The organism is Dyella sp. C9, assembly GCF_003332825.1.
In the GTDB taxonomy this organism is placed as follows: domain Bacteria; phylum Pseudomonadota; class Gammaproteobacteria; order Xanthomonadales; family Rhodanobacteraceae; genus Dyella.
Genome location: NZ_QIRF01000003.1, coordinates 434879 through 459646, shown reverse-complemented (window position 1 = coordinate 459646; position 24768 = coordinate 434879). Strand labels below are relative to the sequence as shown.

The window sequence follows — 24768 nt, the reverse complement described above, 5'->3', positions numbered from 1 at the left end:
CAGTGCACCAGGGATCCAGCGACTTTCGCGGTTCACGCGAGGCGCTGGATCCCGGCTTTCGCCGGGGTGACGGGGGCCAGGACGCTCGACATCCGCCGCATCGCTCGCACGGCGGAGGCCTCACGCGGCGATAATGATCGGCATCGCGATCGACCGGCCCATCCATGTCACATGCCACTCCGCCCATCACGCTCACCATCGCCGGCTCCGACTCCGGAGGCGGCGCGGGCATCCAGGCCGACCTGAAGACCTTCCACGCCCGCGAGGTGCACGGACTGTCGGTGATCGCCGCGATCACCTCGCAGAACACCCGCGGCGTCACGGCGGTGCATACCGTTCCACTGAAGCACATCCGCAGCCAGCTCGAGGCGGTGTTCGACGATTTCCCGATCGGCGCGGTGAAGACCGGCATGCTCGGCAGCGCGGCCGTCACGCGGCTGGTGGCCAGGGAGCTGCGCACACGCCAACCCGCGTGGCTGGTGGTCGACCCGGTGATGATCTCGACCAGCGGTGCGCGCCTGCTCGACGAGGATGCCGTCACGGCCATGGTCGACGAGTTGATCCCGCTGGCCGACATCCTCACCCCCAACCTGCCCGAGGCCGAAGCCCTGCTCGGCCGCAAGCTGCGCAAGCCCGAACAGTTCGACCGTGCCGGCGAAGCCCTGCTCGGCCTGGGCGCGCGCGCGGTGCTGCTCAAGGGTGGCCACTCGCCGGAGCAGGAGGTGGTCGACCGTTTCTACGACGAGCGCGGCGTGATGGAGCTGCGTTACCCGCGCCTGCCACTGGAGGGCCACGGCACGGGCTGCACGCTTGCCTCGGCCATCGCCGCTGAACTGGCCAAGGGGCGCCCGCCCCGCTCGGCCGTGCGTCGCGCCGTGGCGTATGTGCACCGGGCGCTGGAGCGCGCCTACCAACCGGGCGGTGGCGCCGTGCACGTACTGGGCCACTGACTGCGGCCAATCCGCACGGTTGCTGAACCGTCCGGGTGGCCCAGGCTGGCGAAGGGTTACAATGAGGGTTCCGTCCATCGGCCCGATCCATTCCATGATCCTCGCCCCGCGCCTCGTCCTGCTGACCCTGTTCCTGCTGTTCGCGCTCTGCGTGCTGCTGGTGCACCTGCGCGGACGCGCCCGCCTGCGCTTCGATCGCCAGCTGGTGGACCACTCGGCGGTGTTCGCGCCCTATAACCTGATGATGTACGCGTTCTCCGCCGTGCCGGCCACGCCCATCCTCGACCGCCGCGGCTTTCCCCAGCTCGACCTGCTGCAGGCCAACTGGCAGGCGATCCGCGAGGAAGCGTTGCACCTGTTCGACGAGGGCTATATCCGCGCCGCCGAAAAAAGCAACGACGCCAGCTTCAACAGCTTCTTCAAGCAGGGCTGGAAGCGCTTCTACCTGAAGTGGTACGGCGAGCCGCTCGCCTCGGCCGAAACGCTGTGCCCCAAGACGGTGGCCCTGCTCAATTCCATTCCCAGCGTGAAGGCGGCGATGTTTGCCCTGCTTCCGCCGGGCAGCAAGCTCAACCCGCACCGCGACCCCTTTGCCGGTTCGCTGCGCTACCACCTGGGCCTGATCACGCCCAACTCCGAGGACTGCCGCATCTTCGTCGACGGCGAGATCCACAGCTGGGGCGACGGCAAGGACGTGGTGTTCGACGAGACCTACGTGCACTGGGCAGAGAACCGCACCGACCAGACCCGCGTGATCCTGTTCGCCGACGTGGAGCGCCCGCTGCGCACGCGCTGGATGAACGCGATCAACCACCGCGTCGGCGCCTTCATGGGCAAGATCACCGCCTCGCCCAACACCGAGTCGCCCGAGGAAAAGACCGGCTTCGTCAATCGCGCCTTCGCGCTCAACCAACGCAACCGCGAGCGCAGCCGCGCCTTCAAGAAGAAACATCCCAAGCTGTTCCGCACCGTGAAGTACATCGGCATGGTGCTGCTGTTGTGGATCATCTTCCTGGCCCCCTGGCCCTTCTTCCGGTGAGCTGTCACGCCGGGTGACACTCACGCGTCCTTGAACCGTATCCCGCAGGAGATGATTCATGGACCGCGACACCGCGCTCTTCCAGCAGCACCGCCCCCGCCTTTACGGGCTGGCCTATCGCATGCTCGGGACGCCGGCCGATGCGGAGGACGTGCTGCACGACGCCTGGCTGCGCTGGCACCAGCAGGATCCTTCCACCCTCGATGACGCCGAGGCCTGGCTGGTCACCGTGACCACGCGGCTGGCGCTGGATCGCCTGCGCCGCGCCAGGACCGAACGCGCCCACTACACCGGCCCCTGGCTGCCCGAGCCGCTGGTGGCCGAGGACGAACAGCCCGAGCTGATGCTCGAACGCAGCGAGAGCTTGAGTCTCTCCTTCATGGCCCTGCTCGAGCGCCTGAGTCCGGACGAGCGCGCCGCCTTCCTGCTCAACCAGGTGTTTGACTACAGCCACGCCGAGGCTGCGACCATGCTGCAGATCAGCGAAGAAGCCTGTCGCCAGCGCACGCATCGCGCCCGCCAGCGGCTGCGCGAGGGGCGGCCCCGCTTCAGCGTGGAGCCGCAGGCACAGCTGCGGTTGCTGGAGAAATTCCGCGAGGCGCTGGAGCACCCCGACGTGGAACGCCTGCAGGCCCTGTTTGCCCCCGATGCGGTGCATGAGGCCGATGGCGGCGGCGTGGTGCGCGCCACGCTGCGCCCGCTCCATGGCGCCGAACGCATCGCGCGCCTGTACGCGCAGGTGGGACTGCTCAACCGGGAACGTGGGGCGGTGCATCAGCTGCGCTGGGTCAACGGTGCCCCCGCCCTGCTCACATGGATGGAGGCCGAGCTGACCACGGTGGTATGGATCGATACCGACGGCGAACGCATCCTCGCCATGCACGCCCTGCGGCACCCCGGAAAACTGGCCCGGCTGAAGGCTGTCACGAACGGCCCGGACCACGCGTCCTTGTCATGAGCGGCCGTGGTGGCCGCCTTTTCAGGAGTCGTTCCATGTCCAAGCGTCTTTCGTTCTACAAGCATGTCCAGGCCATGAAGCCGATGATGGATTTCTCCGGCGCCGTGCATGGCAGCGGCCTGGAGCAGCCACTGGTGGAGCTGGTGTTGATGCGCGTTTCGCAGCTCAACGGCTGCGCCTACTGCCTCGACATGCACAGCAAGGACGCCCGCGCCGCGGGCGAAACCGAACAGCGCCTCTACGTGCTGCAGGCCTGGCGCGAAGCGCCGTTCTACAGCGAGCGTGAACGCGCCGCGCTGGCCTGGGCCGAGGCCGTTACCCAACTGGGCCCGCACGGCGTGCCAGACGAGGTGTACGAGCGCGCGCTGGCCTCATTCAGCGAGGAAGAGCTGGTGAAGCTCAACATGGTGGTCGTGCTGATCAATGGCTGGAACCGCTTCGCGATTCCGTTCCAGGCCGAGCCGGGTCACTACCAGCCGGCAAAGCAGCACGCCGCCTGAGCGGACGCTTCAGGACACCGCCTCGTCCGAGCGGCGAGGCCGCCGTCCGGCTAGCACGCTCGCCTCACCCCTGAGTGGAGGCGTTCCGTGACGCTCCAACCCATGCAGGTCGAGTCCACGCGTGGAAACCGGCCGGTAATGCTCGCCGAACACCACCTCGCCAGGTTTCCAGCCATCCGCGCAGCGGATGGCTCCCCAGAAACGGCGCAGCGTCATCCATTGCTGGGCGACGATGCCCCGCTGGTTGTCGGCATCCACACTCGGATCAGCTACCCCGGTGGGACGCACCTTCTCGCCGTACAACGCCGTGCCGAACAGGATGTCCCACAGCGGGAAGACGAACGCGTAGTTGCAGGCATGCAGCGTCGGCCGGTCGGAGTCAACGCGCATGTGATGCAGGCGATGGTAGCGAGGGTCCACCAGCACACGCCCCAGCACCGGGCCGAAGTGCAGGCGGATGTTGGCGTGCCCCAGGTTCTGCAGCAGCTCGCCCAGCAGCACCAGCAGCGCGTACTCGGTCGGCGACACGCCGATCGCCACGCCGACGCCGGCAATGATCAGCGCCTCGAGCACATCGTCCATGTAGTGATCGCGATCGTTGGACCAGCAACTGAGCTGGCGCTGGCTGTGGTGCAGGCTATGCAGCGCCCACCACCACGGGATGGCGTGCTGCAGGCGATGGATCAGGTAGTAGACGAAGTCGTAGATCGCGTAATACACCACGAACAGCACCACCGGGTGATGCCCCAGCCACGGCACGCCTTGCTGGATGCTCACCAGCCCGGCGCCGTCACCATCGCTGTCTCCACCCATCCACTGGTTGAGCGGGAAAAGAACCAGATAGGTGAACAGCGGCAGCGCCACGAACAGCTTGAGCGCGGTGTAGCGCGCATCGATCGCCGTGGTCGTGCGTGCGTCCCAGCGTTCGGCCGGCCATACGTCCTCCAGCGGTCGCAGCACGAAGGCGATGACGGCGAACTGCACGAGGGTGAGCAGGAAATACTGCGAAATGTCCCGGGACTGGCTGTCAAGCCAGGAAAGATGCGCCACCGCCAACACCGGTTGCACGACGTGCAGCGTCGTCCAGTGGAGCAGCTGGGACCAGGGGTCTGGCCAATGGAGCATGTTGCGCGTGGCAAAGCCGGGGCTTCGATTTTATGCCCGTGCGCGGCACACGTTCATGTGCAGCGGCAGTCCGCACGAAACTGCGCCGCGGGCGCGCCCTCAGGAACATGCGGCGCAAAAAAAAGCCCCTCGCGAGCGAGGGGCTTTGGGCGGAACGATGCGGATCAGGCCGCGCGCACACGCTTGACGATGGCGTCGCCGAAGCTGTCCGTAGTGCCCTTGCCGCCGATGTCCGGCGTCACGCTGTCGCGGTCGTTGGTCATGGTGTCGCGGATCGCGTTGCGCACCTTGTCGCCCTTGTCGACCATGCCGAGGTGATCGAGCATGTCGGCCGCGGCGAGCAGCAGCGCGCACGGGTTGGCGATGCCCTTGCCGGCGATGTCCGGCGCGGAACCGTGCACGGCTTCGAAGATGGCTGCCTCGGTACCGATGTTGTCGCCCGGCGCCAGGCCCAGGCCGCCCACCAGGCCGGCGCACAGGTCAGACAGGATGTCGCCGAACAGGTTGGTGGTGACGATCACGTCGAACTGCTCGGGCTTCATCACCAGCTGCATGCAGGCATTGTCAACGATCATCTCGTTGAACTCGATCTGCGGGTATTCCTTGGCGATCTCGCGCGCCACGTTGAGGAACAGGCCCGAGGCGGTCTTGATGATGTTGGCCTTGTGCACCGCGGTGACCTTCTTGCGGCCCTTCTTCACGGCCAGTTCGAAGGCATAGCGCACGATGCGGCTGGAACCCTTGCGCGTGTTGCGCACCATGGAAATGGCGGTTTCGCCGTCCTCGGACAGGGTCTGGCCTTCGGACAGGTAGGCACCTTCGGTGTTCTCGCGCACCGTGATGATGTCGATGTTCTCGAAGCGCGCCTTGGTGCCCGGGAAGCTGATCGCCGGACGCACGTTGGCGTACAGGTCGAAGTGGCGACGCAGGGTGACGTTGATCGAGGTGAAGCCACCGCCCACCGGGGTGGTCAGCGGGCCCTTCAGGGCCACCTTGTGCCTGGCGATGGCATCGAGCGTCGGCTGCGGCAGCAGGTCGCCGCTCTTCTCCAGCGCGACCATGCCGGCATCGACGAACTCATAGGACAGACCACAGTCCAGGGCATCGAGCACGCGCAGCGTGGCGTTCATGATCTCGGGGCCGATACCGTCGCCCGGAATCACGGCAATGGTCTTGCTCATGGGGACACTCCTTGGGATAAGAATCGCGCAACCCTGTGGCGGGGAACGACAGGGCCATAAATCCCTTCAATTATCCCCCATGCCGCCCCTTGACGGCCAGAGCGAAGGCCCGGACAGCCGTTGCAAATCCTCGCATGCAGCATTGAATAAACTCGCACGCGTCAAAATGGCGGCAAGAAGTGGCGGCCCGCGATGGGCCGCCACTGCAAAGGCAGGAATCAGCCGTGGCTGGAGCAGTCGGCGGCCTCGGCCTCGCCCGACTCGAGCTGGTCGAGGAAATCCACCGCGCGACGCAGGTGCGGGATCACGATCGATCCGCCCACCACCAGGCCCACGCTGAAGGTCTCGAAGAATTCCTCGCGGGTAACGCCCGCTTCCTTGCACTGCGCCACGTGATAGCTGATGCAGTCATCGCAACGCAGCACCATGGAGGCGACCAGGCCGAGCAGCTCCTTGGTCTTCACGTCCAGCGCGCCGGGCTTGTAGGTCTGCGTGTCCAGCGCAAAGAAGCGCCGCACCACCTGGTTGTCCTCGGACAGGATGCGTTCGTTCATGCGCTGGCGAAACGCCGTGAATTCGGCGACGCGGTTCTTGGCGCCCTTCTCGTCCAGGGGCTTGCTCATGCGGCGCTCTCCAGCAGCTGGGCCAGCTTGCCGCTGCGGTCGGCGGCCACCAGGTCGTCGAAACCACCCACGTGCTGGTCGTTGACGAAGATCTGCGGCACGGTGCGGCGGCCGCCGCTGCGCGCCAGCATCACCTCGCGCTGGGACGGATCGGTGTCGATGCGCACCTCATTCCACTCCAACCCCTTGGACTTGAGCAGGTTCTTGGCAGATACGCAGTAGGGGCATACCGCGGTGGAATAGACCTCGATCTTGGGCACGACAGACTCCGGAGCCGAAAAAATGTACGACACCACCAAAATGGGGCTGGCGACATCCTGAAACAAGCGAATGTTGCTGAACTGACACCATCCCCGGTGGTCACTGATGCTATTGTCGCTGAAGCTATGCGTATGGCACCACGCCCGGCTCCAATCGCCCCAGGCACCCACCCCGCCCGCGACCGGGAATACCTGCGTCGGTACGGGTCCAGGACAGTAAACGGCATGTTGACGTACCTCCCGGGGGCAGGACGCCCCATGAACCGGCTCTCCCGCAACCGTCTGCTTACGGCGCTGCTGTGTGCCGGCCTTACGCTGGCCCCGCAGGCAGGGGCCCAGGATCGTGACGTGCGCCTGCCCGACCTGGGCAGCTCGGCCAACGCGCTGATCTCCCCGCAGGAGGCGCAGGATTACGGTGCCGCCATGCTGCGCCAGATGCGCGCGCTGGACATGGTGGTGGACGACCCCATGCTGGACGACTACATCAACGACCTGGGTTATCGCCTGGTCGCCGGCAGCGAGAAGCCCAAGGACCACTTCCAGTTCTTCATCGCCAAGGACAACGAAATCAACGCGTTTGCCGCTCCCGGCGGCTATATCGCGGTGAACTCCGGTCTCATCGTGCTCACCAACAGCGAGAGCGAGCTGGCCGGCGTGATTGCCCACGAAATCGGCCACATCACGCAGAACCACCTGCAGCGAGCCTTCGAGGCCTCCAAGAAGGACACCCCGCTGATGGCGCTGGTCCTGCTGGGCGCCATCGCCGCAGGCGCAGGCGCCAGCGCGGGTGACGCGGCCGCCGCCATCCTGATGGGTGGCGAGGGCATGCTGATGCAGCGCCAGATCAACTTCACCCGCAAGGACGAGATCGAAGCCGACCGGGCCGGCATCCAGACCCTGGCCAACGCCGGCTACGATCCCAACGCGATGGCCAGCTTCTTCGAGCGCATGGAAGACACCCTGCGCGTGGGCTCCGGCGGCGACCAGGGCGAACTGCCGGCGCTGCTGCAGGACCACCCGGTGACCATGGACCGCATCAGCGATGCCAAGGCACGCGCGAGCGCCCTGATCGCCCAGCAGAAGCAGCGGCCCAACGGCTCGACTTTGGACAAGAGCCAGTGGGAAAAGAACACGGCGCCGATCGCCTATGTGAAAGACCCCACGGCACTCGCCAACCGCACCGACAAGGGTGGCCCGGACAACTTCCTGCTCATGCGCGAACGCATACGCGTGCTGTCCGGCGATGCCACCCAGCTGGCCACCTACTACGGCTCCAACCTGCAGAACCAGCGCGGCTTCGACACGCCCTCGAACCGCTATGGCTATGCACTGGCACTGACCCGCAGCAACCGCGGCGCCAAGGCGGTGGACGAACTGCAGCCCCTGCTCACCGCCCATCCCGACAACCAGGTGCTGCGCATGGCCATGGCCGACGCCCGCCTGCAGGCCGGGCAGCGCGCCGCGGCGCTCGACATCTATGCAGCGCTCAACCAGCAGTCACCCCGTAATCGCGCCATTGCCATGGGCTACGCCAACGCGCTGACCGATGGCGGCACCCCGCAGGACGCCAAGCAGGCGGCCGAAATGGTCATGCCGATGCTGGACAACAACGACGAGCCGGAGCTTTACCGCACCTATGCCCGCGCAGCGGAGAAGGCCGGTGACCCGGTGCGCTCCGGCGAGGCCTACGCGGATGCGGCCTACCTGTCCGGCCGCCCCTTCGACGCCATGGAGCAGCTCAAGCGGCTGCTGCAGCGCCCTGACCTGGACTACTACGCCCGCGCCCGCATCCAGGCCCGCATCAACGACCTCACCCCGCTGGTGATGGAACTGCGCAAGCGCAAGGTGCAGACCGATGACAACCCGGACGGGCGCAGCCAGTTGCAGGGCAACGGAAACTGCCAGGGGCGCCTGTGCTTCAGCACGACCGGCAACAGCCACTGAGTCCCACTGCCTCGGGCCTTCAGCAGCGCCGTCACGTTGTGACGGCGTGAAATGTCATCGGGGCGTAACATAGTCCCGCTGCAATAATTGCGTCACAGCCCCCAAGCGGACCCCACGCGTGCACAAACGCATCCTGATCGTCGAAGACGAAGCCTCGATCCGCGACATGGTCGCCTTCGCCCTGCGCAAGGCCGGCATGGACGCCATTCACGCCGCCGATGCCCGTGCGGCCCAACTTGCCATCGCCGAACAGGTGCCGGACCTCATCCTGCTCGACTGGATGCTGCCCGGTACCAGCGGCCTGGACCTGGCGCGCCGCCTGCGCAAGGAAGAACTCAGCCGCGAGATCCCGATCATCATGCTCACCGCCCGCGGCGAGGAGATGGATCGCGTCAACGGCCTGGAGGCCGGCGTCGACGACTACGTGATCAAGCCCTTCTCCACCCGCGAGCTGGTCGCCCGCATCAAGGCGGTGCTGCGCCGCAGCCAGGGTGACGACGGCTCGGGCATGGTCGAACTCGGTGGTCTGCGCATCGACGGGCCGGCCCACCGCGTGTTCGCCGGCGACGAGCCGGTCACGATCGGGCCGACCGAATACCGCCTGCTGTACTTCTTCATGACGCACCCGGAGCGCGTGTACTCGCGCGCCCAGCTGCTCGACCACGTGTGGGGCGGCAGCGTGTACGTGGAGGAGCGCACGGTGGACGTCCATATCCGTCGCCTGCGCAAGACGCTCGAACCGTGGAAGCTCGACGACATGGTGCAGACCGTGCGCGGCGCGGGTTACCGTTTCTCCGCCAGCATCTGACGCACCCGGCACTATTGCGGGCGCCCCGACTTTTGCCGATGCTGGGCAACCGCTCCTCGGCACTCACGTCCGAATCGCCCCATGCCTAACGCTTTCGACCGCTCCTGGATGCTGCCGGCCGCACTCGCGGCCGGCTTGGCCGTGGGCGCCGCCGCAGGCTGGTTTGCGGGAGGCCACGTCGCCACGGGAGTGGCGGTCGTCGCCATCGTCGAAACCGTCTTGCTGCTGACCCGAATCCGTCATCAAGCCCAGCTCATGATGACGCAAGACCCTAGGTTGACCTCCCTTCAGCATGACCGTTTCATGACGCGCTCCCGCCGCATTGCCTCCAGTTTGCGCGATTTGCGCAGTGCCGCCGGCAGCCTGCCGGATGCAGTCGTGCTGCTCGACAACGAGCAGCATGTCCGATGGTTCAACCACGCCGCCGAAGACCTGCTCGGCCTGCGTCGCCCGCAGGATCGCGGGGTGCACCTGGACGAGCGCCTGAGCACCACGGAACTCGCCACCTGGCTTAAGGACGGCGCGCGCGAGCCGCTCAACGACGTGGCCGCGCCCGGGCTTCCGAATCGCCACATCAACGTCACGCTGCTGCCGTTCGGCCGTCGCCAGCGTCTGCTGCTGGCGCGCGACATCAGCCATCTCACGCGACTCGAGCAGATCCGCCGCGACTTCGTGGCCAATGTGTCGCACGAGCTGCGCACGCCTTTGACGGTGATCCACGGCTACCTCGAATTGATCGATCCGGAAGACGTGCCCGAGCTTGCGCCGGTGCTCAGCGAGATGCGCGCACAATCCAAGCGCATGGGCCAGATCGTGGAAGACCTGCTCACCCTGTCGCGCCTGGAAACCCAGGACCACGTACAGGACGAGCGCGTGCAGATGACGCCGCTGCTGGCCACCATCCGCAAGGAAGCCGAGGCGCTCAGCCAGGGCCGGCACCAGATCACGGTGGAATCCACCGCCGAGATGGACCTGCTCGGCTCGATCAAGGACCTGCACAGCGCGCTGTCCAACCTGGTGAGCAACGCCGTGCGCTACACCCCGACCGGCGGCCGCATCACCATCCGCTGGCGCCGCACGGCAGACGGCGCGGTGTATTCGGTCACCGACACCGGCTATGGCATCCCCGCCTCGCATCTGGCCCGTCTCACCGAGCGCTTCTACCGCGTGTCGTCCAGCCGCTCGCGCGAAAGCGGCGGCACCGGCCTGGGCCTGTCCATCGTCAAGCACGTGCTGAACTTGCACCAGGCCCGCCTGGAGATCCAGAGCGAGCCCGGCCAGGGCTCCACCTTCTCCTGCTGGTTCAGTAACGAGCGCCTGCTTGCGCCAGGCACGACCGACCCCGAATAAGCCTTCCGGGGGCGTGCCCGCCAGCGGCCGCGCGCCCTCCACCCTCGCTGGCTGAACGCCGGTCACAATACGCGGCAGTGCACCATGTAACAAAACGCCGCATCGGCCAGAATGGCGGGATGCGTCGCAAACCTGCCACTCCTTCTCCTGTCGTCGACCGGGCTGCTCCCGACCTGTATTTCAGCCGCGAACTGGCCGCGCTCGAATTCAATTTTCGCGTGCTCGCGCAAGCGCGCGACACGCGCATCCCGCTGCTGGAACGTCTGCGCTTCCTGAGCATCGTCGCCAACAACCTCGATGAGTTCTTCGAGGTGCGCGTGGCCATGCTCAAGCACCACCACATGTTCGGCTCGGCCGCCCCCGGCCCCGATGGACTGCCTTCGGGCGAGCTGCTGTCGCGCATCCGCAAGCGCGTGCTGGACCTGGTGGCCGAGCAGTACAAGACCTGGCAGGACGAAGTGGGACCGGCGCTGGACGCAGAAGGCATCCACTTCCTCACCCGCTCGCGCTGGACCGAACGCCAGCGCCGGTGGCTGCAGGGCTACTTCGAGAACGAGGTGCTGCCGGTGCTGTCGCCGCTGGGCCTGGACCCGGCGCATCCGTTCCCGCGCATCCTCAACAAGACGCTCAACATCGCGGTGGTGCTGAAGGGACGCGATGCGTTCGGCCGCGAGGGTCACATGGCGCTGGTGCGTGCGCCGCGCTCGCTGCCGCGCATCATCCGCCTGCCCGACGAGGTATGCGACGGCGGCGTGCACTACATCTTCCTGGCCGAGCTGCTGCAGGGCTTCGTCGACCTGATGTTCCCCGGTTTCAAGGTGGCCGGCTCCTACCAGTTCCGCGTCACCCGCAACAGCGAGCTGATGGTGGAGGAAGCCGAGGTCGACAACCTGGCCCGCGCGCTGAGCGAGGAGCTGGTGGGCCGCGGCTATGCGCGACCGGTACGGCTGGAGATCGGCAACGACTGCCCCAAGGCGATCGTGCAGATGCTGATCGCCAACTTCGAGCTGGAGGAAACCGACGTCTACCGCTGCGACGGCCCGGTCAACATCATCCGCGCCGGCACCATCTACGACGGGCTGGACCGGCCCGAGCTGAAGTTTCCCCGCTTCATCCCGCAGCTGCCGGCGGCCTTCAAGGACGCCCGCTGCAAGTTCGAGGTGCTGCGCCAGCGCGACGTGCTGCTGCATCACCCCTACGAGTCGTTCGCCGCGGTGGTGGACCTGCTGCGCCAGGCCACGCAGGATCCGGCGGTGCTGGCGATCAAGCAGACGCTGTACCGCGCCGGCGTGGATACCCCGCTGGTGGATCTGCTGGTGGAAGCGGCCCGCAACGGCAAGGACGTCACCGTGGTGATCGAGCTGCGCGCACGCTTCGACGAGGAGGCCAACATCCGGCTCGCCACGCGCCTGCAGGAAGCGGGCGTGCAGGTGGTCTACGGCGTGGTGGGCTACAAGACCCACGCCAAGATGCTGCTGATCGTGCGCCGCGAAGAAGACGTACTGCGCCGCTACGTGCACCTGTCCACCGGCAACTACCATCAGGCCAACAGCCGCACCTATACCGACATCGGCCTGATGACCGCGCACCCGGGCATCGGCGAGGACCTGCACAAGGTCTTCCAGCAGCTGTCCGGCCTGGGCCCGGTGATCGAGCTGCATCATCTGTTGCATTCGCCATTCACGCTGTATCCGCGCGTGCTGGCCATGATCGAGCGCGAGACAGCCCATGCCGAAGCCGGCCGTCCCGCGCGCATCGTGGCCAAGCTCAACGCGCTCAACGAGGCCCACGTGATCCAGGCGCTGTACCGTGCCTCGCAGGCCGGCGTGGAGATCGACCTCATCGTGCGCGGCGCCTGTACGCTGCGTCCCGGGCTGCCAGGCGTTTCCGAGCGCATCCGCGTGCGCTCCATCGTCGGCCGTTTCCTGGAGCACAGCCGCGTGTACTGGTTCGCCAACGACGGCGCGCCGGAAATCTACTGCGCCAGCGCCGACTGGATGGACCGCAACCTCAAGCGGCGCATCGAGGTGGCGTTCCCCATCCTCGATCCCGCGCTTGCGGCACGCGTCTACGAGGAGACGCTGGCCAATTACCTCGCCGACAACACCGATGCCTGGCTGCTCCGCAGCGACGGTCACTACACGCGGACCGAGCCCGGCGACGAGCCACCGCACAGTGCGCAGCAGTGGTTGCTGGCGAAGCTGGTGCCAGGCGCGGGCTGAGCAGCGTTGCAGCCCTCGCCGGGACTGCATGCTTCGCGCTCCGGGCGCCCCATGCGAGAATTCACCCTCAGCAGCCCCACATGAGCCCCGCATGAGCCAAGGCGATCAGACCCAGATCAAGGACGGCGAACTGATCGCCGCCGTGGACATGGGCTCCAACAGCTACCACATGGTGGTGGCCCGCGTGGAACACGGCGAACCGCGCGTGATCGACCGGCTGCGCGAGACTGTGCGCATGGCCGCCGGCCTGCGCGCCGACGGCACCCTCGACGCCGAACACCGCGCCCGCGCACTGAATTGCCTGGCCCGCTTCGGCCAGCGCATCGCCGGCGTGCCCTCGATCCGCGTGCGCGCCGTGGCCACCAACACGGTGCGCCGGCTGGCCTCGCCGCAATCCTTTCTCACCGCCGCGGAGGCCGCCCTCGGCCATCCGGTGGAAATTGTCTCCGGCCGCGAGGAAGGCCGCCTGATCTTCCTGGGCGCCTCGCACGACCTGCCCGCCTCGCGCGAAAGCCGGCTGGTGATGGACGTGGGTGGCGGCAGTACCGAATTCATCATCGGCCGCGGCTTCGCGCCGATGCATACCGAGAGCGTGCAGGCGGGCTGCATCGCATCCACGCTGCGCTTCTTCCCCGGCGGCAAGCTCAACCGCAAGCGCTGGCAGCGCGCCAACAACGAAATCGGCGTGCTGCTGCAGCAGTTCGCCGAGGACTACCGCGAGTCGGGCTGGATCGAGGCCTACGGCTCTTCCGGCACGGCCAAGGCGATTGGCGCCGTGGTGCAGGCCATGAAGCTCTCGGACGATGGCATCACGCCGGCCTCGCTGGCCGTGCTGCGCGATGCACTGGTGACCCAGGGCCAGATCGGTGCACTGAAGCTGCCAGGCCTGGCCGACGATCGTGCCCCCGTGTTCGCCGGCGGCGTGGTGATCTTCGAAGCCGCGTTCGAGGCCCTGGGCATCGAGCGCATGCGCGTGTGCGAAAGCTCGATGCGCGAAGGCCTGCTGTGGGACCTGATCGGCCGCGCCGGCGGCACCGACCCGCGCACGGCCAGCATCGACGCCCTGGCCAACCGCTACGGCGTGGATCGCGCCCAGGCCCGCCGCGTGGAATCCACTGCACTGATGTTCTTCGATCAGGTCGCCCGCATCTGGAAGCTCGATACCGAGGCGCGCGAATGGCTATCGTGGGCCTCCCGCGTGCATGAGATCGGCCTGGCCATCGCGCACAGCCAGCACCACCACCATGGCGCCTACATCCTGCGCCACGCCGACCTGGCCGGCTTCTCGCGGCAGGAGCAGCAGCTGCTGGCCGCGATCGTCGAGGCGCACCGCCGCAAGCCCGACAAGGCCATCTTCTCTGCCCTGCCCCAGCGTTACCGGCAGCTCGCCCGCTACATCACCGCCCTGCTGCGCCTGGGCGTGCTGTTCCGCCGTGCCCGCCGCGCCGAGGCCCTGCCGCAGATGCAGCTGGCGGCCACCAGCCAGCGCCTGCGCCTGGGCATTCCCGGCGCCTGGCTGGACCAGCACCCGCTCAGCGAGGCCGACCTGGAGCAGGAGCAGGCCCCGATGAACGAGCTCGGCCTGCTGCTCGAAGTCCACCCCACCTGACCCTGGGCGGCATGAATGCCGCCCGTCCCAGCCACAGAGCGGCTCCGCCGCGTATCATGTCCTGATGCCACTCGCCGCCCGACCTGCCATGACCCGATTCCTGCTCGCCGCGCTCCTGCTGCTCTCGCCGTCCGTGCTGCTCGCCCAGGCCGCCAAGCCGGCTACGCCGGCGCCTGCCGCGGTGGCCCATCCGGAAGTGGTGATGCATACGTCCGAAGGCGACATCACCATCGAGCTGTATCCGGACAAGTCGCCCAAGAGCGTCGCCAACTTCCTGCAGTACGTGCGCGACGGCTTCTACAGCGGCACAGTGTTCCATCGCGCCATCCTCGGCTACCTGGTGCAGGGCGGCCTGTACACGCGCGACCTGCAAGCCAAGCGCACCCGCTCGGCCATTCCCAGCGAGGCGGACAACGGCCTGTCCAACGTACGCGGCACCGTCGCCGTGGCCCGCGGTGCCGACCCGAACTCGGGCACCTCGCAGGTCTTCTTCAACCTGGTCGACAACCGCCGGCTCGACTTCGTCGGCAACCAGAGTGGCCTGACCTGGGGCTATGCGGTGTTCGGCAAGGTGGTCAAGGGCATGGACGTGGTCGACAAGATCGGCGGCCTGCCGACCCGTGGCCTCGGCCCGTTTGCCGGGGACGTACCCAATCCGCTGGTGGTGATCGACAGCGCCTACGTGGTCGGCGAGGAAAGCCCTGCGGCAGCGGGCAACACGCCCGCCACCAGGCCCGCCACCACGCCTGCGGCCGCCAAGGGCGACAAACCCGCCGCCAAGTCCAAGGGCTGAAGCGGCATGACTACGTTGTTCATCGCCGACCTGCACCTGGACGACAGCAGGCCGCAGATCACCCGTCTGTTCGAGGACTACCTTGCCAGCGACGAAGCCCGTTCGGCCGATGCGCTGTACATCCTGGGCGACCTGGTCGAAGCCTGGATCGGCGACGACGACGACGCCGAACTGCCCACGCGCATCGCCAACGCCACGCGCGCGCTGCGCGACAGCGGCGTGCCGGTCTACTTCATGGTCGGCAACCGCGACTTCCTGCTGGGCGAGGATTTCGCCCGGCGCGCCGGCTTTACCCTGCTCGAGGACGGCACGGTGCACGAGTTGTACGGCCGCCCCACCCTGCTGATGCATGGTGACGTGCTATGCACCGACGACGTGGCCTACCAGGCCGTGCGCAAGCAGGTGCGCACGCCCGAATGGAAGGCCCAGGTGCTGGCCATGCCACTACCCGCCCGCCGCGCCTTCGCGGCGAAGGCGCGTGAAGACAGCAAGGCGCACACCGGCAGCACCATGGAAACCATCATGGATGTCAACGCCGGCGCCGTCGCCAGCGCAATGGGCAATGCCGGCGTGACGCGGCTGGTCCATGGCCACACCCATCGCCCCGCGATCCATCGTTTTAGTCTGGACGGCCAGCCGGCCGAACGCATCGTGCTGGGCGACTGGTACGAGCATGGCTCGGTGCTGCGCATCACCCCGGAAGGTGCGGAACTACGCGGCCTCTCGCTGAGCTGAGCCGGCCCATCGCGCGAAGCCCCCGGGCTCCGCGCACCCCAGCCCCGCGGCACCTCCCGTCGCCAAGGCTCAATGATGCTCCTCGTGCGACGGTGCACCGTGCGACGCTGGCGCATGTTGCGGCGCAGGGCGTGCCACCGGCGCGTGATAGGCCTGGGCGTGATAGGCCTGCTGTGGGTGATAACTGGATGGATAATTGGCGTGCGGCGCCGCATTGTGCGACGCGTAGGTCGCGCGGCTGCCCGAAGCCGCGTAGTTGCCATTGCCGGCGTGAGTAGCCGCCGCGGCCGTCGCCTGCGGCGTGCCCGTGCCAGCAGCGTGTGGCGCAAAGCCGGCCGAACGCAATGCCATGTCGTTGTTGCGCGGCGCCTGCTGTACCGGCGTCGCTGCGTGCTGGACCGTCGCTGCGGCCGGCGAAGCCTGCCCGATGGAGCCTCGCGACGCCGCCACGCCCTGGCCGCTGAACGAGCCCGCGCGTGGCGTGGCGGCCACCGCGGGCGCACCGTGGTTGAACGAGGCACGCATCGACGGATCGCGTGCGGCCAGGTTGCCCTGCTGCACCTGTGCGGCCACCGGCGCAACGTGCTGCTCGCGTGCGAACGCCGCCTCCTGCGGTGTCGGGCGTGCGGTCAGGCCGCCCTGGCCACCGTTGAAGCTGGTGCGGTTTACGGTGACGTTGTTCACCGTCTGGTTGTACACATTGGTGATGTGCACATTGTCGATGTGGTTCACCGAGCGGTTGTAGTAGAAGCCGCCGTTACGCCAGTAGCCCCCCACATAGCCCACCCCGGTGTAGCCGAAACCGTAGTTGACGCCGCCGTAGAACCCCACGTGCGGCCCCCAGTAGCCCGCGTGGAACACGTAGAGGCCTCCCGACCAGCCCCACCAGCCGGGCGTCCACAAGGCGCCCACGAACGGCGGCAGGATCCAGGTGCCCGGCACCCAGTAATAACCGTCGCCATCCCACGCCCAGTAGCCCGGCACCCAGATGTAACCCGGTGCTGGAATCGCCGGCTGCACGTATATCGGCAGCGGCGGCGGCGGTACGCCCACGGAAATACCTACGCCGATCGAGACTCCCGCCTGTGCCCCCAGGGGCACAGCCGCACAGGCGGCCATGGCGAGGATCAGCGCAGCCGAACGCAGCCGGCGATGCGCTACGCGATGATCATGCAGGCACTTTTCCATGGCCGCTCCTCCTGCGGGTGTATGCACGCAGGTTAACGCCCAATGACACGCAGCGCCCTACCCGTTCTTGCCGTGACGGTTCGATGAGGTTCAGCAGCTTGCATGGGGCATGAATGTCGTGAAGCTTACGGGGCGTTGGCGCATGAGGCTGGCAGGCTTATCTTTCGCATGAACCCGCGTAGCGCAGGGGCTTGCCCTCCAGCCAGGGGTGGTAGTCATTGGCCATGCGCATGCGTTCCGCGATGGAGGGATGCGTGTAGAAGAACGCGAGCGCAAAACGGTCCGGCTGCACCCAATCCGTCCCCTCTCCCGCCCAGGATGCGAACAGCCGCGCGGCCGCCTCGTTCTCGTGCGAAAGCTCCAGCCCAAAGCGATCGGCCTCGCGTTCGATGTAGCGGTTGTAGGCCAGGAACGCCGGTGTCACCGCCAGCCACAGCACGGTCATGCACAGCACCAGCAAGGGCAGCGAGGCCGGATCATCCATTCGCGCAAATCCGAAGCGCCGATGCAGGCGCCGCGTCGCATGGCCGCCGATCCGATAGGTGAGCCAGAAGCCGGCCAGCGCCAGCAGCGCGATGATGGGCAGCAACTTCCAGTTGTCCGCCAGCACGTAATGCTTGAGCTCATGCGCCACCGTGAACCGGATCTGGCCCGGCGTTTCCGTCGAGGCCAAATCCTGCTGCAGGAAAATACGCGCGGTCGGGCCCAGGCCGTAGACCGCGGTATCGTTCCCGCCCACCACCACCGGCACGTGGACAAGGCCGCAGCGCGCGGCAAGTGCGTCGATCGACGCGCGCAACGAGCCGTCGGCCAGGGGCTCGTACTGGGCGGAAAGTGGCTTGATCCACAGCGGCTGGACGATCAGGAAGAACACGGTGACCGGAATGACGGCCAACGTCGCCCACAGCCACCATCGCCGGGGACTGCGCCGCATCAGCGCATAGGGAACCCACAGCAGCAACATCGCGGCGACCAGCCAGGGGAGCAGGCCCAGCAGTTGCCCCGCAAGCCACTGACCACGTGTTTCGTCACCCAGCCAGCCGAGGGATTTGGGCAACAGGTAATGGCGGCCATAATCGATGGGCAGGCTGACCAGCGCACCGAGCAGGACATAGGCACTTCCGAACAGACCCTCGGTGAGGAAGCGCGAGCCGCGCACCCACGCACTCAAGCCACGGCAAAGGCGAGCGCCATACCCGCTGCAGAGCAACACCAGTGGAAGCAGCAGCTGAACGATCCGGCCAGCCAACCAGTACGCATCCAGCAGGCGATTCACCTGCACTTCGCGCGCAGGAATGGCCGGGATGGGGACCTGTGCGTGCGCGATCGCGGCCAGTGACAGCAGTCCCATGCCGACCCAGCCGACGCGCCACCAACGCATGCCTGTCGTTTCCATGATCGCTTGCCCTCTCCGGAATGATCGGGCAAGCCTATGAATCCACGGAGTCTTCCCCCAGACCGGTTCACCACCGTTCCGGCACGCCCCGGCACAAAAGCCACCGTGCCATCACGGTGATGGACGGAGTGGCCGGCCGTCGGCAGACTGGCCCCCATGAACGTTGCCGGTACGCCATCCCAACGGACGCCCTCTCCGTGGCTACGCCGGGGCATGTTCGGCTTTGCCTACTGGCTGGCCTTCCTGGTGATGCTCGAGCCCGGCAATCTGTTGCGCGCGTCGGAAGCGGGTACCCACCTGGGCATGATCCACGAAGCGCTGCGCATGCTCGGGGCCGCCCTGATCGGCGCCATGGCGACCCCGGCCCTGCTGTGGTGGAGCGAACGATTTCCACTGACGGCGCTCCGGCCATGGCGCAACCTGCTGATGCAAGCGCTCGGCGTGGTCGGTCTGGCGCTGGGCCTGAGCGTGCTTTCCTGCATCCTGGCTGCGTGGGCCTTCTACCGAAGCTGGCTGCCGACTGCGCACGAGCTGTACTGGCAGGTCACGGACAACGGCGTGTTGCTGGCCTACGCGCTGGGTGCACAAGTGGTAGCCGCGCGCCTGCTCGGACGCCGCTATCCGACCGATGCGGGGACACCCGCCACGCATCGCCCCGTGACGGCGGGTCCCCTCACGCATGTGACCACCAAGATGCGCGGCCGGCAGATCCTGGTGGCCATGAACCAAGTCGACTGGATCGAGACACAGGGCAACTACCTGGCCTTGCACACCGGGCAGAACACCTACCTGATCCGGCAGACCATCACTGCGTTCGAGGCGCAGCTGGATTCCAGGCAGTTTGTCCGCGTGCATCGTCGCGCCCTGGTATGCATCGAGCGCATCCAGGATCTCAAGTCGCTCACCAATGGAGACGCCGAACTGCGTCTTCGCAGCGGGCAAACCGTGCGCGTCAGCCGCCTGTACCGAAAACAGCTTGCAACCCGCATGGAGCTCGCGAAAACATCTGCCTGAACATACCCGTCATGCGTGATGTACGCATCCGGAACCCAAAGGAGTACGGCCTGTGCCATCCCGCCGGGATTTCCTTCGCATCAGCGTCGGCGTGGGCACGCTGGTGGCAGTCGGCGCCCCCGCCCTGGCGAAAAGTGGCGCAGGCCACGCTCGCAGCGCTACGGCCATCACCCAAGTCTTCGGCGACGGCATCCGCCTGACCGCCGTGGCCGTGGCCTACGACACGCCGATTCAAGGGACGAATCTGTCGCCCGCGAGCTTCCAGGTTGAAGGACGCACCGTCACCGGCGCGTTTACCAGCACCTCGGCTGATCCCGCCGACCGCGCGGCGTCCGGCCATTTCGTCATCGTCACGCTCTCGCCCGCGGACACCAACGCCCTCCTTGCCGAGAAGATCACGCCACCGGGTGACAACAAGACGGGCGCCACGCCGGGAAGCTCCGCCGGGTCGAACGGACGAGGCGGCCCGGGCAATGCCGGCGACATCCCGTTCTACGACACAACCTACAAACTGCCCCGGGCCACGCTGTTTCAGACCGGTCCCCTCGAGACGATCCATGACCAACGCGTCGCGGCGAGCAACACCGCGCTGACCACGACGATGGTGAAGAATCCGATCGTCGATGACTTCCGGCAGCTCGAATTCCACGATGCCAAGACCGGCAAAACACTGCGCTACAACCTCTTCGTCCCGAAAGGCTACGATCCGAAGCGCACCTATCCGCTGGTGTTGTTCATGCACGATGCCGGCGCGACCAGCGACGTGACGCGTACCACCTTGTACCAAGGGCTCGGCGCGATTGCCTGGGCCAGTCCACAAGACCAGGCCCAGCGCCCCGCGTTCGTGCTGGCGCCGCAATACGCCGAAATCATCGCCGATGACGACGGGCACACCTCGGCCATGCTTGACACCACCATCGACCTGATCGAGGAATTGGCAAGCCGATACAGTATCGATCGCCGGCGGCTCTACGCGACCGGCCAGTCCGGCGGCTGCATGATGTCGATCGCAATGGGCATCAAGTTCCCGGATTTCTTCGCCGCATCCTTCCTGGTCGCCGGTCAGTGGGACCCGGCACTGGTGAAGCCGTTGGTCCGACAAAAGCTGTGGATCCTGGTCTCGCAGGACGACGACAAGGCATTCCCCGGCGAGAACGCCATCACTGAAGTCCTGGCAAGGAACGGCGCCAAGATCAGCCGTGCGACCTGGGACGGCACCTGGACGGCCAAGCAGTTCCGCACCGCCTTCGACAAGATCGATGCCCAGGGTAGCCCGATCAACTACGTGACCTTCGCCAAGGGCAGCGTCATTCCACCGGGCGCCTCAACCGCCGGCGCCAGCGGCCATCGCAACACCTGGCGCATCGCCTACACGATCGAACCGATACGCGAGTGGATCTTCCGGCAGCACCGGTAGTAAAAGCCGGCGTACACCATGGGCAATGGCGATCCTCGTCGCCCAGGCGAAGTCGCCCGCAACCCGCAAGGAGCACCGCCGAGGGAGATCGAAGACTGCGGCTGGCACGCCAGCCTGCGAGAGGAGCGCCGTCATTTGCGGCGAAGCACATCAAGGCAGTGCATGACGCGCGTACCGTGCAAGATGCGACGGATTGGCCCAATGCAGGCAAATGCCACGCACAAAAAAAGGCGCCATCAGCGCCTTTCCTTGCATGCGTAATGTATCCAAGCATGCCTGTCTTCTTTGGGAAGAATGCGCATGTCAGCCAGTTACGCAACTTACTGGCGGAGAGAGAGGGATTCGAACCCTCGATAAGGCTTTTGACCCTATACTCCCTTAGCAGGGGAGCCCCTTCGGCCTCTCGGGCATCTCTCCGGATTTTCGTCCGCATTACTGCGGAGCCGGCAAGGATACTAACCGGCGCGCTCGAGGTAAAGCCTTTTCTTGCTTGTCAGTGTTCGCCAGTGTCCCCGGAGGCGCTGCCATCCGGATCGTGCTCGTTCTTGATCCGCTGGTAGATCTCTTCACGATGCACGGCAACGTTTTTTGGCGCATTGATGCCAATACGCACCTGGTTGCCCTTAACGCCCAGAACGGTAACGGTCACCTCGTCACCGATCATCAAGGTTTCACCGACCCTGCGGGTCAGAATCAACATGTTTGCCACTCCATGAATACTTTGGTCATAGGCCAACAGACGGTGTTGCCTCACCCCTGAGCTTCACCGTCTGGACAGTTCGACGATCAATTAATCCGCCGAAGGCCCTACCGCCTTCCCCGGTTCACAGACGCGGCATCCCCTGCGAATGCCATGTCGAGCGACACCGTCGCAACCATCGGTGTCGGCAGTGCTTGGATACTAGCCGAGCGTCCGATGGCTGTGCAATGCGTAAACGGCAACGGAGTCCGGTTGGTTGACCTGTTTCAGGAAGCCAATCGCTCGCCGATCCAACCCGCCAAACCGTTCAGGATGCCCGGCAATTCGGCAGTGTCGGAACCGCCGCCCTGGGCCATGTCGGGACGACCGCCGCCCTTGCCGTCGATCTGGCTGGCCACGTGGGACACCACATCGCCGGCCTTGATCCGGCCCAAAGCCTTGCCGTTCACGCCGGCCACCAGCGACACGCGGCCGTCGGCTGCGCCGGCCCGCAGGATCACGCAATCGGCCAGCTGCTGCTTGAGCTGGTCCATGCTGGCGCGCAGAGCCTTGGCATCCAGGCCCTCCAGGCGGGCCACCACGCCCTTGATGCCCTGGACGTCCTGCGCGGTGGAGGCCAGGTCGGCCGTGGCCGAGCCGGCGGCCTTGGCCCTGAGCGACTCCAATTCGCGCTCGAGCTTCTTCTGTTTGTCGAAGAGTTGGCGCAGCTTCTCCACGGCGTCGTCACCTGACGATGACAACAACTGGGAGAACTCGCCCAGGCGACGCTCCTCGTCGGCCACGTAGGCCAGCGCGCCAGCGCCGGTCACCGCCTCGATGCGGCGGACGCCCGACGCCACGCCAGCCTCGCTGACGATCTTGAACAGTCCGATGTCACCGGTACGGCTGACGTGCGTGCCGCCGCACAGCTCGGTGGAGAAACCACCCATCTTGAGCACGCGCACTTCGTCGCCGTACTTCTCGCCGAACAGGGCCATGGCGCCGAATTCGATCGCCTCGTTGTAACCCATGTGATGCACCTCGGCAGCCTCGTTGCGGCGCACTTCGGCGTTGACCAGGCTCTCGATCTCGCGCAGTTCTTCGGCGCTCATCGGCTTGAAATGGGCGAAGTCGAAACGCAGGCGTTCCGGCGCCACCAGCGAGCCCTTCTGCGTGACGTGCTCGCCCAGCACCTTGCGCAGCGCGGCGTGCAGCAGATGGGTGGCCGAGTGGTTCAGCACGATGGCCTGGCGGCGGCGGCCGTCGACATTGGCCTCGACGGTGTCGCCCACGCGCAGCGCCTGCTTGCCATGCCAGCGACCGGCATGGCCGAAGAACACGCCGCCCATCTTGAGCGTATCGGCGACGGCAAACGAGCCGGCCACGCTCTGCAGTGCGCCCGTGTCGCCAACCTGGCCGCCGGATTCGGCGTAGAACGGCGTGCGGTCGAGAATGACCAGGCCTTCCTCACCCTCTTCCAACTGGTCGAACTGCTTGCCGGCCCGCACGATGCCGACCACCTTGCTGCCCTGGCTGGTGAGCGCCTCGTAGCCGAGGAACGCGGTCGGCGAGAGCTGGCTGGCCAGCTCGGCCGGCATCTGGCCCTTGGCCTCGAACTTGCCGCCTTCGCGGCTGCGCTCCTGCTGCTCCTTCATGGCCTGCTCGAAGCCGTCCATGTCCACCGTCAGCCCGCGCTCGCGCGCGATGTCTGCGGTGAGGTCGACCGGGAAGCCATAGGTGTCGTACAGGCGGAAGGCATCGGCGCCGGGAATGCTGCCGTTGGTCTTGGCGGCCACCGCGTCGAACAGGCGCATGCCGTTCTCAAGCGTCTCGCCGAAGCGGCGCTCTTCGGTGCGCAGTGCGTCCTCGACGAAGGCCTGCTTCTGCGCCAGTTCCGGATAGGCCTCGCCCATTTCCTCGACCAGCGGCTGCACCATCTTCCAGAAGAAATCGCCGCGCACGCCCAGCATCCAGCCATGGCGCAGCGCGCGGCGGATGATGCGGCGGAGCACGTAGCCACGGCCTTCGTTGGACGGCAGCACGCCATCGACGATCAGGAACGAGCAGGCGCGGATGTGATCGGCGATCACCCGCAGCGACTTGTTGGCGAGATCCGGCGTGCCGGTGAGTCCGGCCGCGACCTTGATCAGGTGCTGGAACAGGTCGATCTCGTAGTTGGAATGCACGTGCTGCAGCACGGCCGCGAGACGCTCCAGGCCCATGCCGGTGTCCACGCACGGCGCGGGCAGCGGCGACAGCGTGCCGTCGGGCGCGCGATCGAACTGCATGAACACCAGGTTCCAGATCTCGATGTAGCGATCGCCATCCTCGTCCGGCGAGCCCGGCGGGCCACCGGCGATGCCTTCACCGTGGTCGTAAAAGATCTCGGTGCACGGACCGCAGGGGCCGGTATCGGCCATCTGCCAGAAGTTGTCCGACGCGTACGGCGCGCCCTTGTTGTCGCCGATGCGCACGATGCGCTCGGCCGGCACGCCCACTTCCTTGTTCCAGATGTCGTAGGCCTCGTCATCGGTGTGATAGACGGTGACCCACAGCTTGTCCTTGGGCAGCTTGAGCACCGAGGTCAGCAGTTCCCAAGCATAGGCGATGGCATCGCGCTTGAAGTAATCGCCGAACGACCAGTTGCCCAGCATCTCGAAGAAGGTGTGGTGGCGGGCGGTGTAGCCCACCGAGTCCAGGTCGTTATGCTTGCCGCCGGCTCGCAGGCAGCGCTGCACGTCGGCCGCGCGCACGTACGGCAACTTCTCGCTGCCCAGGAACACGTTCTTGAACTGCACCATGCCCGAGTTGGTGAACAGCAGCGTGGGATCGCTGGCCGGCACCAGGGAGCTGGACGGCACGATGGTGTGCCCCTTGGAGCGGAAAAAGTCGAGGAAGGTCGAGCGGATTTCGGCGGTTTTCATGCGGCTGGGGAAGACCTGGCGGAATGGGTCACGCCCGGGTGGCGGCGCCGAAG

General features: G+C 66.5%; 21 protein-coding genes and 1 tRNA gene. 13 read left to right on the top strand and 9 right to left on the bottom strand.

Annotated elements, in window-relative coordinates; all coding sequences use genetic code 11:
* The first annotated feature begins 164 nt into the window (after positions 1-164).
* The 4 genes from thiD to DVU99_RS06745 all read left to right on the top strand — a co-directional run bounded on the left by thiD (position 165) and on the right by DVU99_RS06745 (position 3447).
* Positions 165-950, top strand: coding sequence for a bifunctional hydroxymethylpyrimidine kinase/phosphomethylpyrimidine kinase (gene thiD, locus DVU99_RS06760; RefSeq protein ID WP_114239426.1), 786 nt, complete (start codon positions 165-167; stop codon positions 948-950).
* A 94-nt stretch (positions 951-1044) separates the two neighbouring features.
* The gene (locus DVU99_RS06755; RefSeq protein ID WP_114239425.1) at positions 1045-1989 is read left to right on the top strand and encodes an aspartyl/asparaginyl beta-hydroxylase domain-containing protein; all 945 of its coding nucleotides are present in this window, start codon (positions 1045-1047) and stop codon (positions 1987-1989) included.
* A gap of 58 nt (positions 1990-2047) precedes the next feature.
* Positions 2048-2947: an RNA polymerase sigma factor SigJ gene (gene sigJ, locus DVU99_RS06750; protein WP_114239424.1), complete on the top strand. Its 900-nt coding sequence runs from the start codon at positions 2048-2050 to the stop codon at positions 2945-2947.
* A gap of 35 nt (positions 2948-2982) precedes the next feature.
* Positions 2983-3447 carry a carboxymuconolactone decarboxylase family protein gene (locus DVU99_RS06745; protein ID WP_114239423.1) on the top strand — a complete coding sequence of 155 codons (465 nt, stop codon included), beginning with the start codon at positions 2983-2985 and terminating at the stop codon, positions 3445-3447.
* 9 nt (positions 3448-3456) lie between these two features.
* Here DVU99_RS06745 and DVU99_RS06740 read toward each other — a convergent pair whose 3' ends face one another.
* From DVU99_RS06740 to grxC, 4 genes are all read right to left on the bottom strand, one after another.
* Positions 3457-4572 (bottom strand): sterol desaturase family protein, encoded by a 1116-nt coding sequence (locus DVU99_RS06740; protein WP_114239422.1) that lies wholly within the window; start codon positions 4570-4572, stop codon positions 3457-3459.
* A 164-nt stretch (positions 4573-4736) separates the two neighbouring features.
* Positions 4737-5753: an isocitrate dehydrogenase gene (locus DVU99_RS06735; RefSeq protein ID WP_114239421.1), complete on the bottom strand. Its 1017-nt coding sequence runs from the start codon at positions 5751-5753 to the stop codon at positions 4737-4739.
* Positions 5754-5971: 218 nt separating this feature from the next.
* A complete protein-coding gene (locus DVU99_RS06730; RefSeq protein ID WP_114239420.1) occupies positions 5972-6376 on the bottom strand; it encodes a carboxymuconolactone decarboxylase family protein in 405 nt (134 codons plus the stop codon).
* Positions 6373-6636, bottom strand: a complete 264-nt coding sequence (gene grxC / locus DVU99_RS06725) for a glutaredoxin 3 (RefSeq protein WP_114239419.1) — start codon at positions 6634-6636, stop codon at positions 6373-6375. The genes DVU99_RS06730 and grxC overlap by 4 nt, the downstream gene beginning before the upstream one ends.
* 258 nt (positions 6637-6894) lie before the next feature.
* Between grxC and DVU99_RS06720 the strand changes: the two genes are divergently transcribed.
* The 7 genes from DVU99_RS06720 to DVU99_RS06690 all read left to right on the top strand — a co-directional run bounded on the left by DVU99_RS06720 (position 6895) and on the right by DVU99_RS06690 (position 16097).
* Positions 6895-8580 (top strand): M48 family metalloprotease, encoded by a 1686-nt coding sequence (locus tag DVU99_RS06720; protein ID WP_114239418.1) that lies wholly within the window; start codon positions 6895-6897, stop codon positions 8578-8580.
* A gap of 118 nt (positions 8581-8698) precedes the next feature.
* Positions 8699-9388, top strand: coding sequence for a phosphate regulon transcriptional regulator PhoB (phoB, locus tag DVU99_RS06715; RefSeq protein WP_114239417.1), 690 nt, complete (start codon positions 8699-8701; stop codon positions 9386-9388).
* A 255-nt stretch (positions 9389-9643) separates the two neighbouring features.
* On the top strand, positions 9644-10738 hold the full coding sequence (gene phoR / locus DVU99_RS06710; protein ID WP_232823493.1) for a phosphate regulon sensor histidine kinase PhoR: 1095 nt from the start codon (positions 9644-9646) through the stop codon (positions 10736-10738).
* A gap of 119 nt (positions 10739-10857) precedes the next feature.
* Entirely contained in the window at positions 10858-12960 is a 2103-nt protein-coding gene (gene ppk1, locus DVU99_RS06705; protein ID WP_114239415.1) for a polyphosphate kinase 1, read from the top strand.
* A 91-nt stretch (positions 12961-13051) separates the two neighbouring features.
* On the top strand, positions 13052-14569 hold the full coding sequence (locus DVU99_RS06700; protein ID WP_114239414.1) for a Ppx/GppA phosphatase family protein: 1518 nt from the start codon (positions 13052-13054) through the stop codon (positions 14567-14569).
* Positions 14570-14657: 88 nt separating this feature from the next.
* Entirely contained in the window at positions 14658-15362 is a 705-nt protein-coding gene (locus DVU99_RS06695; RefSeq protein WP_114239413.1) for a peptidylprolyl isomerase, read from the top strand.
* Between the two features lie 6 nt (positions 15363-15368).
* Complete coding sequence (locus tag DVU99_RS06690) at positions 15369-16097, top strand: UDP-2,3-diacylglucosamine diphosphatase (RefSeq protein ID WP_114239412.1); 729 nt, start codon at positions 15369-15371, stop codon at positions 16095-16097.
* 69 nt (positions 16098-16166) lie between these two features.
* On the opposite strand, the gene DVU99_RS06685 is transcribed toward DVU99_RS06690, so the two are convergent.
* Positions 16167-17285 carry a YXWGXW repeat-containing protein gene (locus DVU99_RS06685; RefSeq protein ID WP_114239411.1) on the bottom strand — a complete coding sequence of 373 codons (1119 nt, stop codon included), beginning with the start codon at positions 17283-17285 and terminating at the stop codon, positions 16167-16169.
* A 157-nt stretch (positions 17286-17442) separates the two neighbouring features.
* Positions 17443-18666 carry a M48 family metalloprotease gene (locus DVU99_RS06680; RefSeq protein ID WP_198670208.1) on the bottom strand — a complete coding sequence of 408 codons (1224 nt, stop codon included), beginning with the start codon at positions 18664-18666 and terminating at the stop codon, positions 17443-17445.
* A 228-nt stretch (positions 18667-18894) separates the two neighbouring features.
* Between DVU99_RS06680 and DVU99_RS06675 the strand changes: the two genes are divergently transcribed.
* Together DVU99_RS06675 and DVU99_RS06670 are read left to right on the top strand one after the other, a co-directional pair.
* On the top strand, positions 18895-19695 hold the full coding sequence (locus DVU99_RS06675; RefSeq protein ID WP_157971369.1) for a LytTR family DNA-binding domain-containing protein: 801 nt from the start codon (positions 18895-18897) through the stop codon (positions 19693-19695).
* Positions 19696-19786: 91 nt separating this feature from the next.
* Entirely contained in the window at positions 19787-21112 is a 1326-nt protein-coding gene (locus tag DVU99_RS06670; RefSeq protein ID WP_198670207.1) for a hypothetical protein, read from the top strand.
* A gap of 324 nt (positions 21113-21436) precedes the next feature.
* On the opposite strand, the gene DVU99_RS06665 is transcribed toward DVU99_RS06670, so the two are convergent.
* The 3 genes from DVU99_RS06665 to alaS all read right to left on the bottom strand — a co-directional run bounded on the left by DVU99_RS06665 (position 21437) and on the right by alaS (position 24715).
* A tRNA-Ser gene (locus tag DVU99_RS06665) sits at positions 21437-21529 on the bottom strand.
* 76 nt (positions 21530-21605) lie between these two features.
* Entirely contained in the window at positions 21606-21812 is a 207-nt protein-coding gene (csrA, locus tag DVU99_RS06660; protein WP_114239407.1) for a carbon storage regulator CsrA, read from the bottom strand.
* A gap of 266 nt (positions 21813-22078) precedes the next feature.
* The gene (alaS, locus tag DVU99_RS06655; RefSeq protein WP_114239406.1) at positions 22079-24715 is read right to left on the bottom strand and encodes an alanine--tRNA ligase; all 2637 of its coding nucleotides are present in this window, start codon (positions 24713-24715) and stop codon (positions 22079-22081) included.
* Positions 24716-24768 lie beyond the last annotated feature (53 nt).

Excerpts from the sequence above, each read along its gene's own strand:
- DVU99_RS06730 (WP_114239420.1), bottom strand. The coding sequence starts at position 6,376 with ATGAGCAAGCCCCTGGACGAGAAGGGCGCCAAGAACCGCGTCGCCGAA.
- DVU99_RS06685 (WP_114239411.1), bottom strand. The coding sequence starts at position 17,285 with ATGGAAAAGTGCCTGCATGATCATCGCGTAGCGCATCGCCGGCTGCGT.
- thiD (WP_114239426.1), top strand. The coding sequence starts at position 165 with ATGTCACATGCCACTCCGCCCATCACGCTCACCATCGCCGGCTCCGAC.
- DVU99_RS06745 (WP_114239423.1), top strand. The coding sequence starts at position 2,983 with ATGTCCAAGCGTCTTTCGTTCTACAAGCATGTCCAGGCCATGAAGCCG.
- DVU99_RS06700 (WP_114239414.1), top strand. The coding sequence starts at position 13,052 with ATGAGCCAAGGCGATCAGACCCAGATCAAGGACGGCGAACTGATCGCC.
- DVU99_RS06690 (WP_114239412.1), top strand. The coding sequence starts at position 15,369 with ATGACTACGTTGTTCATCGCCGACCTGCACCTGGACGACAGCAGGCCG.
- ppk1 (WP_114239415.1), top strand. The coding sequence starts at position 10,858 with ATGCGTCGCAAACCTGCCACTCCTTCTCCTGTCGTCGACCGGGCTGCT.
- sigJ (WP_114239424.1), top strand. The coding sequence starts at position 2,048 with ATGGACCGCGACACCGCGCTCTTCCAGCAGCACCGCCCCCGCCTTTAC.
- DVU99_RS06735 (WP_114239421.1), bottom strand. The coding sequence starts at position 5,753 with ATGAGCAAGACCATTGCCGTGATTCCGGGCGACGGTATCGGCCCCGAG.
- DVU99_RS06740 (WP_114239422.1), bottom strand. The coding sequence starts at position 4,572 with ATGCTCCATTGGCCAGACCCCTGGTCCCAGCTGCTCCACTGGACGACG.
- DVU99_RS06680 (WP_198670208.1), bottom strand. The coding sequence starts at position 18,666 with ATGCGTTGGTGGCGCGTCGGCTGGGTCGGCATGGGACTGCTGTCACTG.
- phoR (WP_232823493.1), top strand. The coding sequence starts at position 9,644 with ATGATGACGCAAGACCCTAGGTTGACCTCCCTTCAGCATGACCGTTTC.
- csrA (WP_114239407.1), bottom strand. The coding sequence starts at position 21,812 with ATGTTGATTCTGACCCGCAGGGTCGGTGAAACCTTGATGATCGGTGAC.
- DVU99_RS06695 (WP_114239413.1), top strand. The coding sequence starts at position 14,658 with ATGACCCGATTCCTGCTCGCCGCGCTCCTGCTGCTCTCGCCGTCCGTG.
- DVU99_RS06755 (WP_114239425.1), top strand. The coding sequence starts at position 1,045 with ATGATCCTCGCCCCGCGCCTCGTCCTGCTGACCCTGTTCCTGCTGTTC.
- DVU99_RS06675 (WP_157971369.1), top strand. The coding sequence starts at position 18,895 with ATGTTCGGCTTTGCCTACTGGCTGGCCTTCCTGGTGATGCTCGAGCCC.
- alaS (WP_114239406.1), bottom strand. The coding sequence starts at position 24,715 with ATGAAAACCGCCGAAATCCGCTCGACCTTCCTCGACTTTTTCCGCTCC.
- DVU99_RS06720 (WP_114239418.1), top strand. The coding sequence starts at position 6,895 with ATGAACCGGCTCTCCCGCAACCGTCTGCTTACGGCGCTGCTGTGTGCC.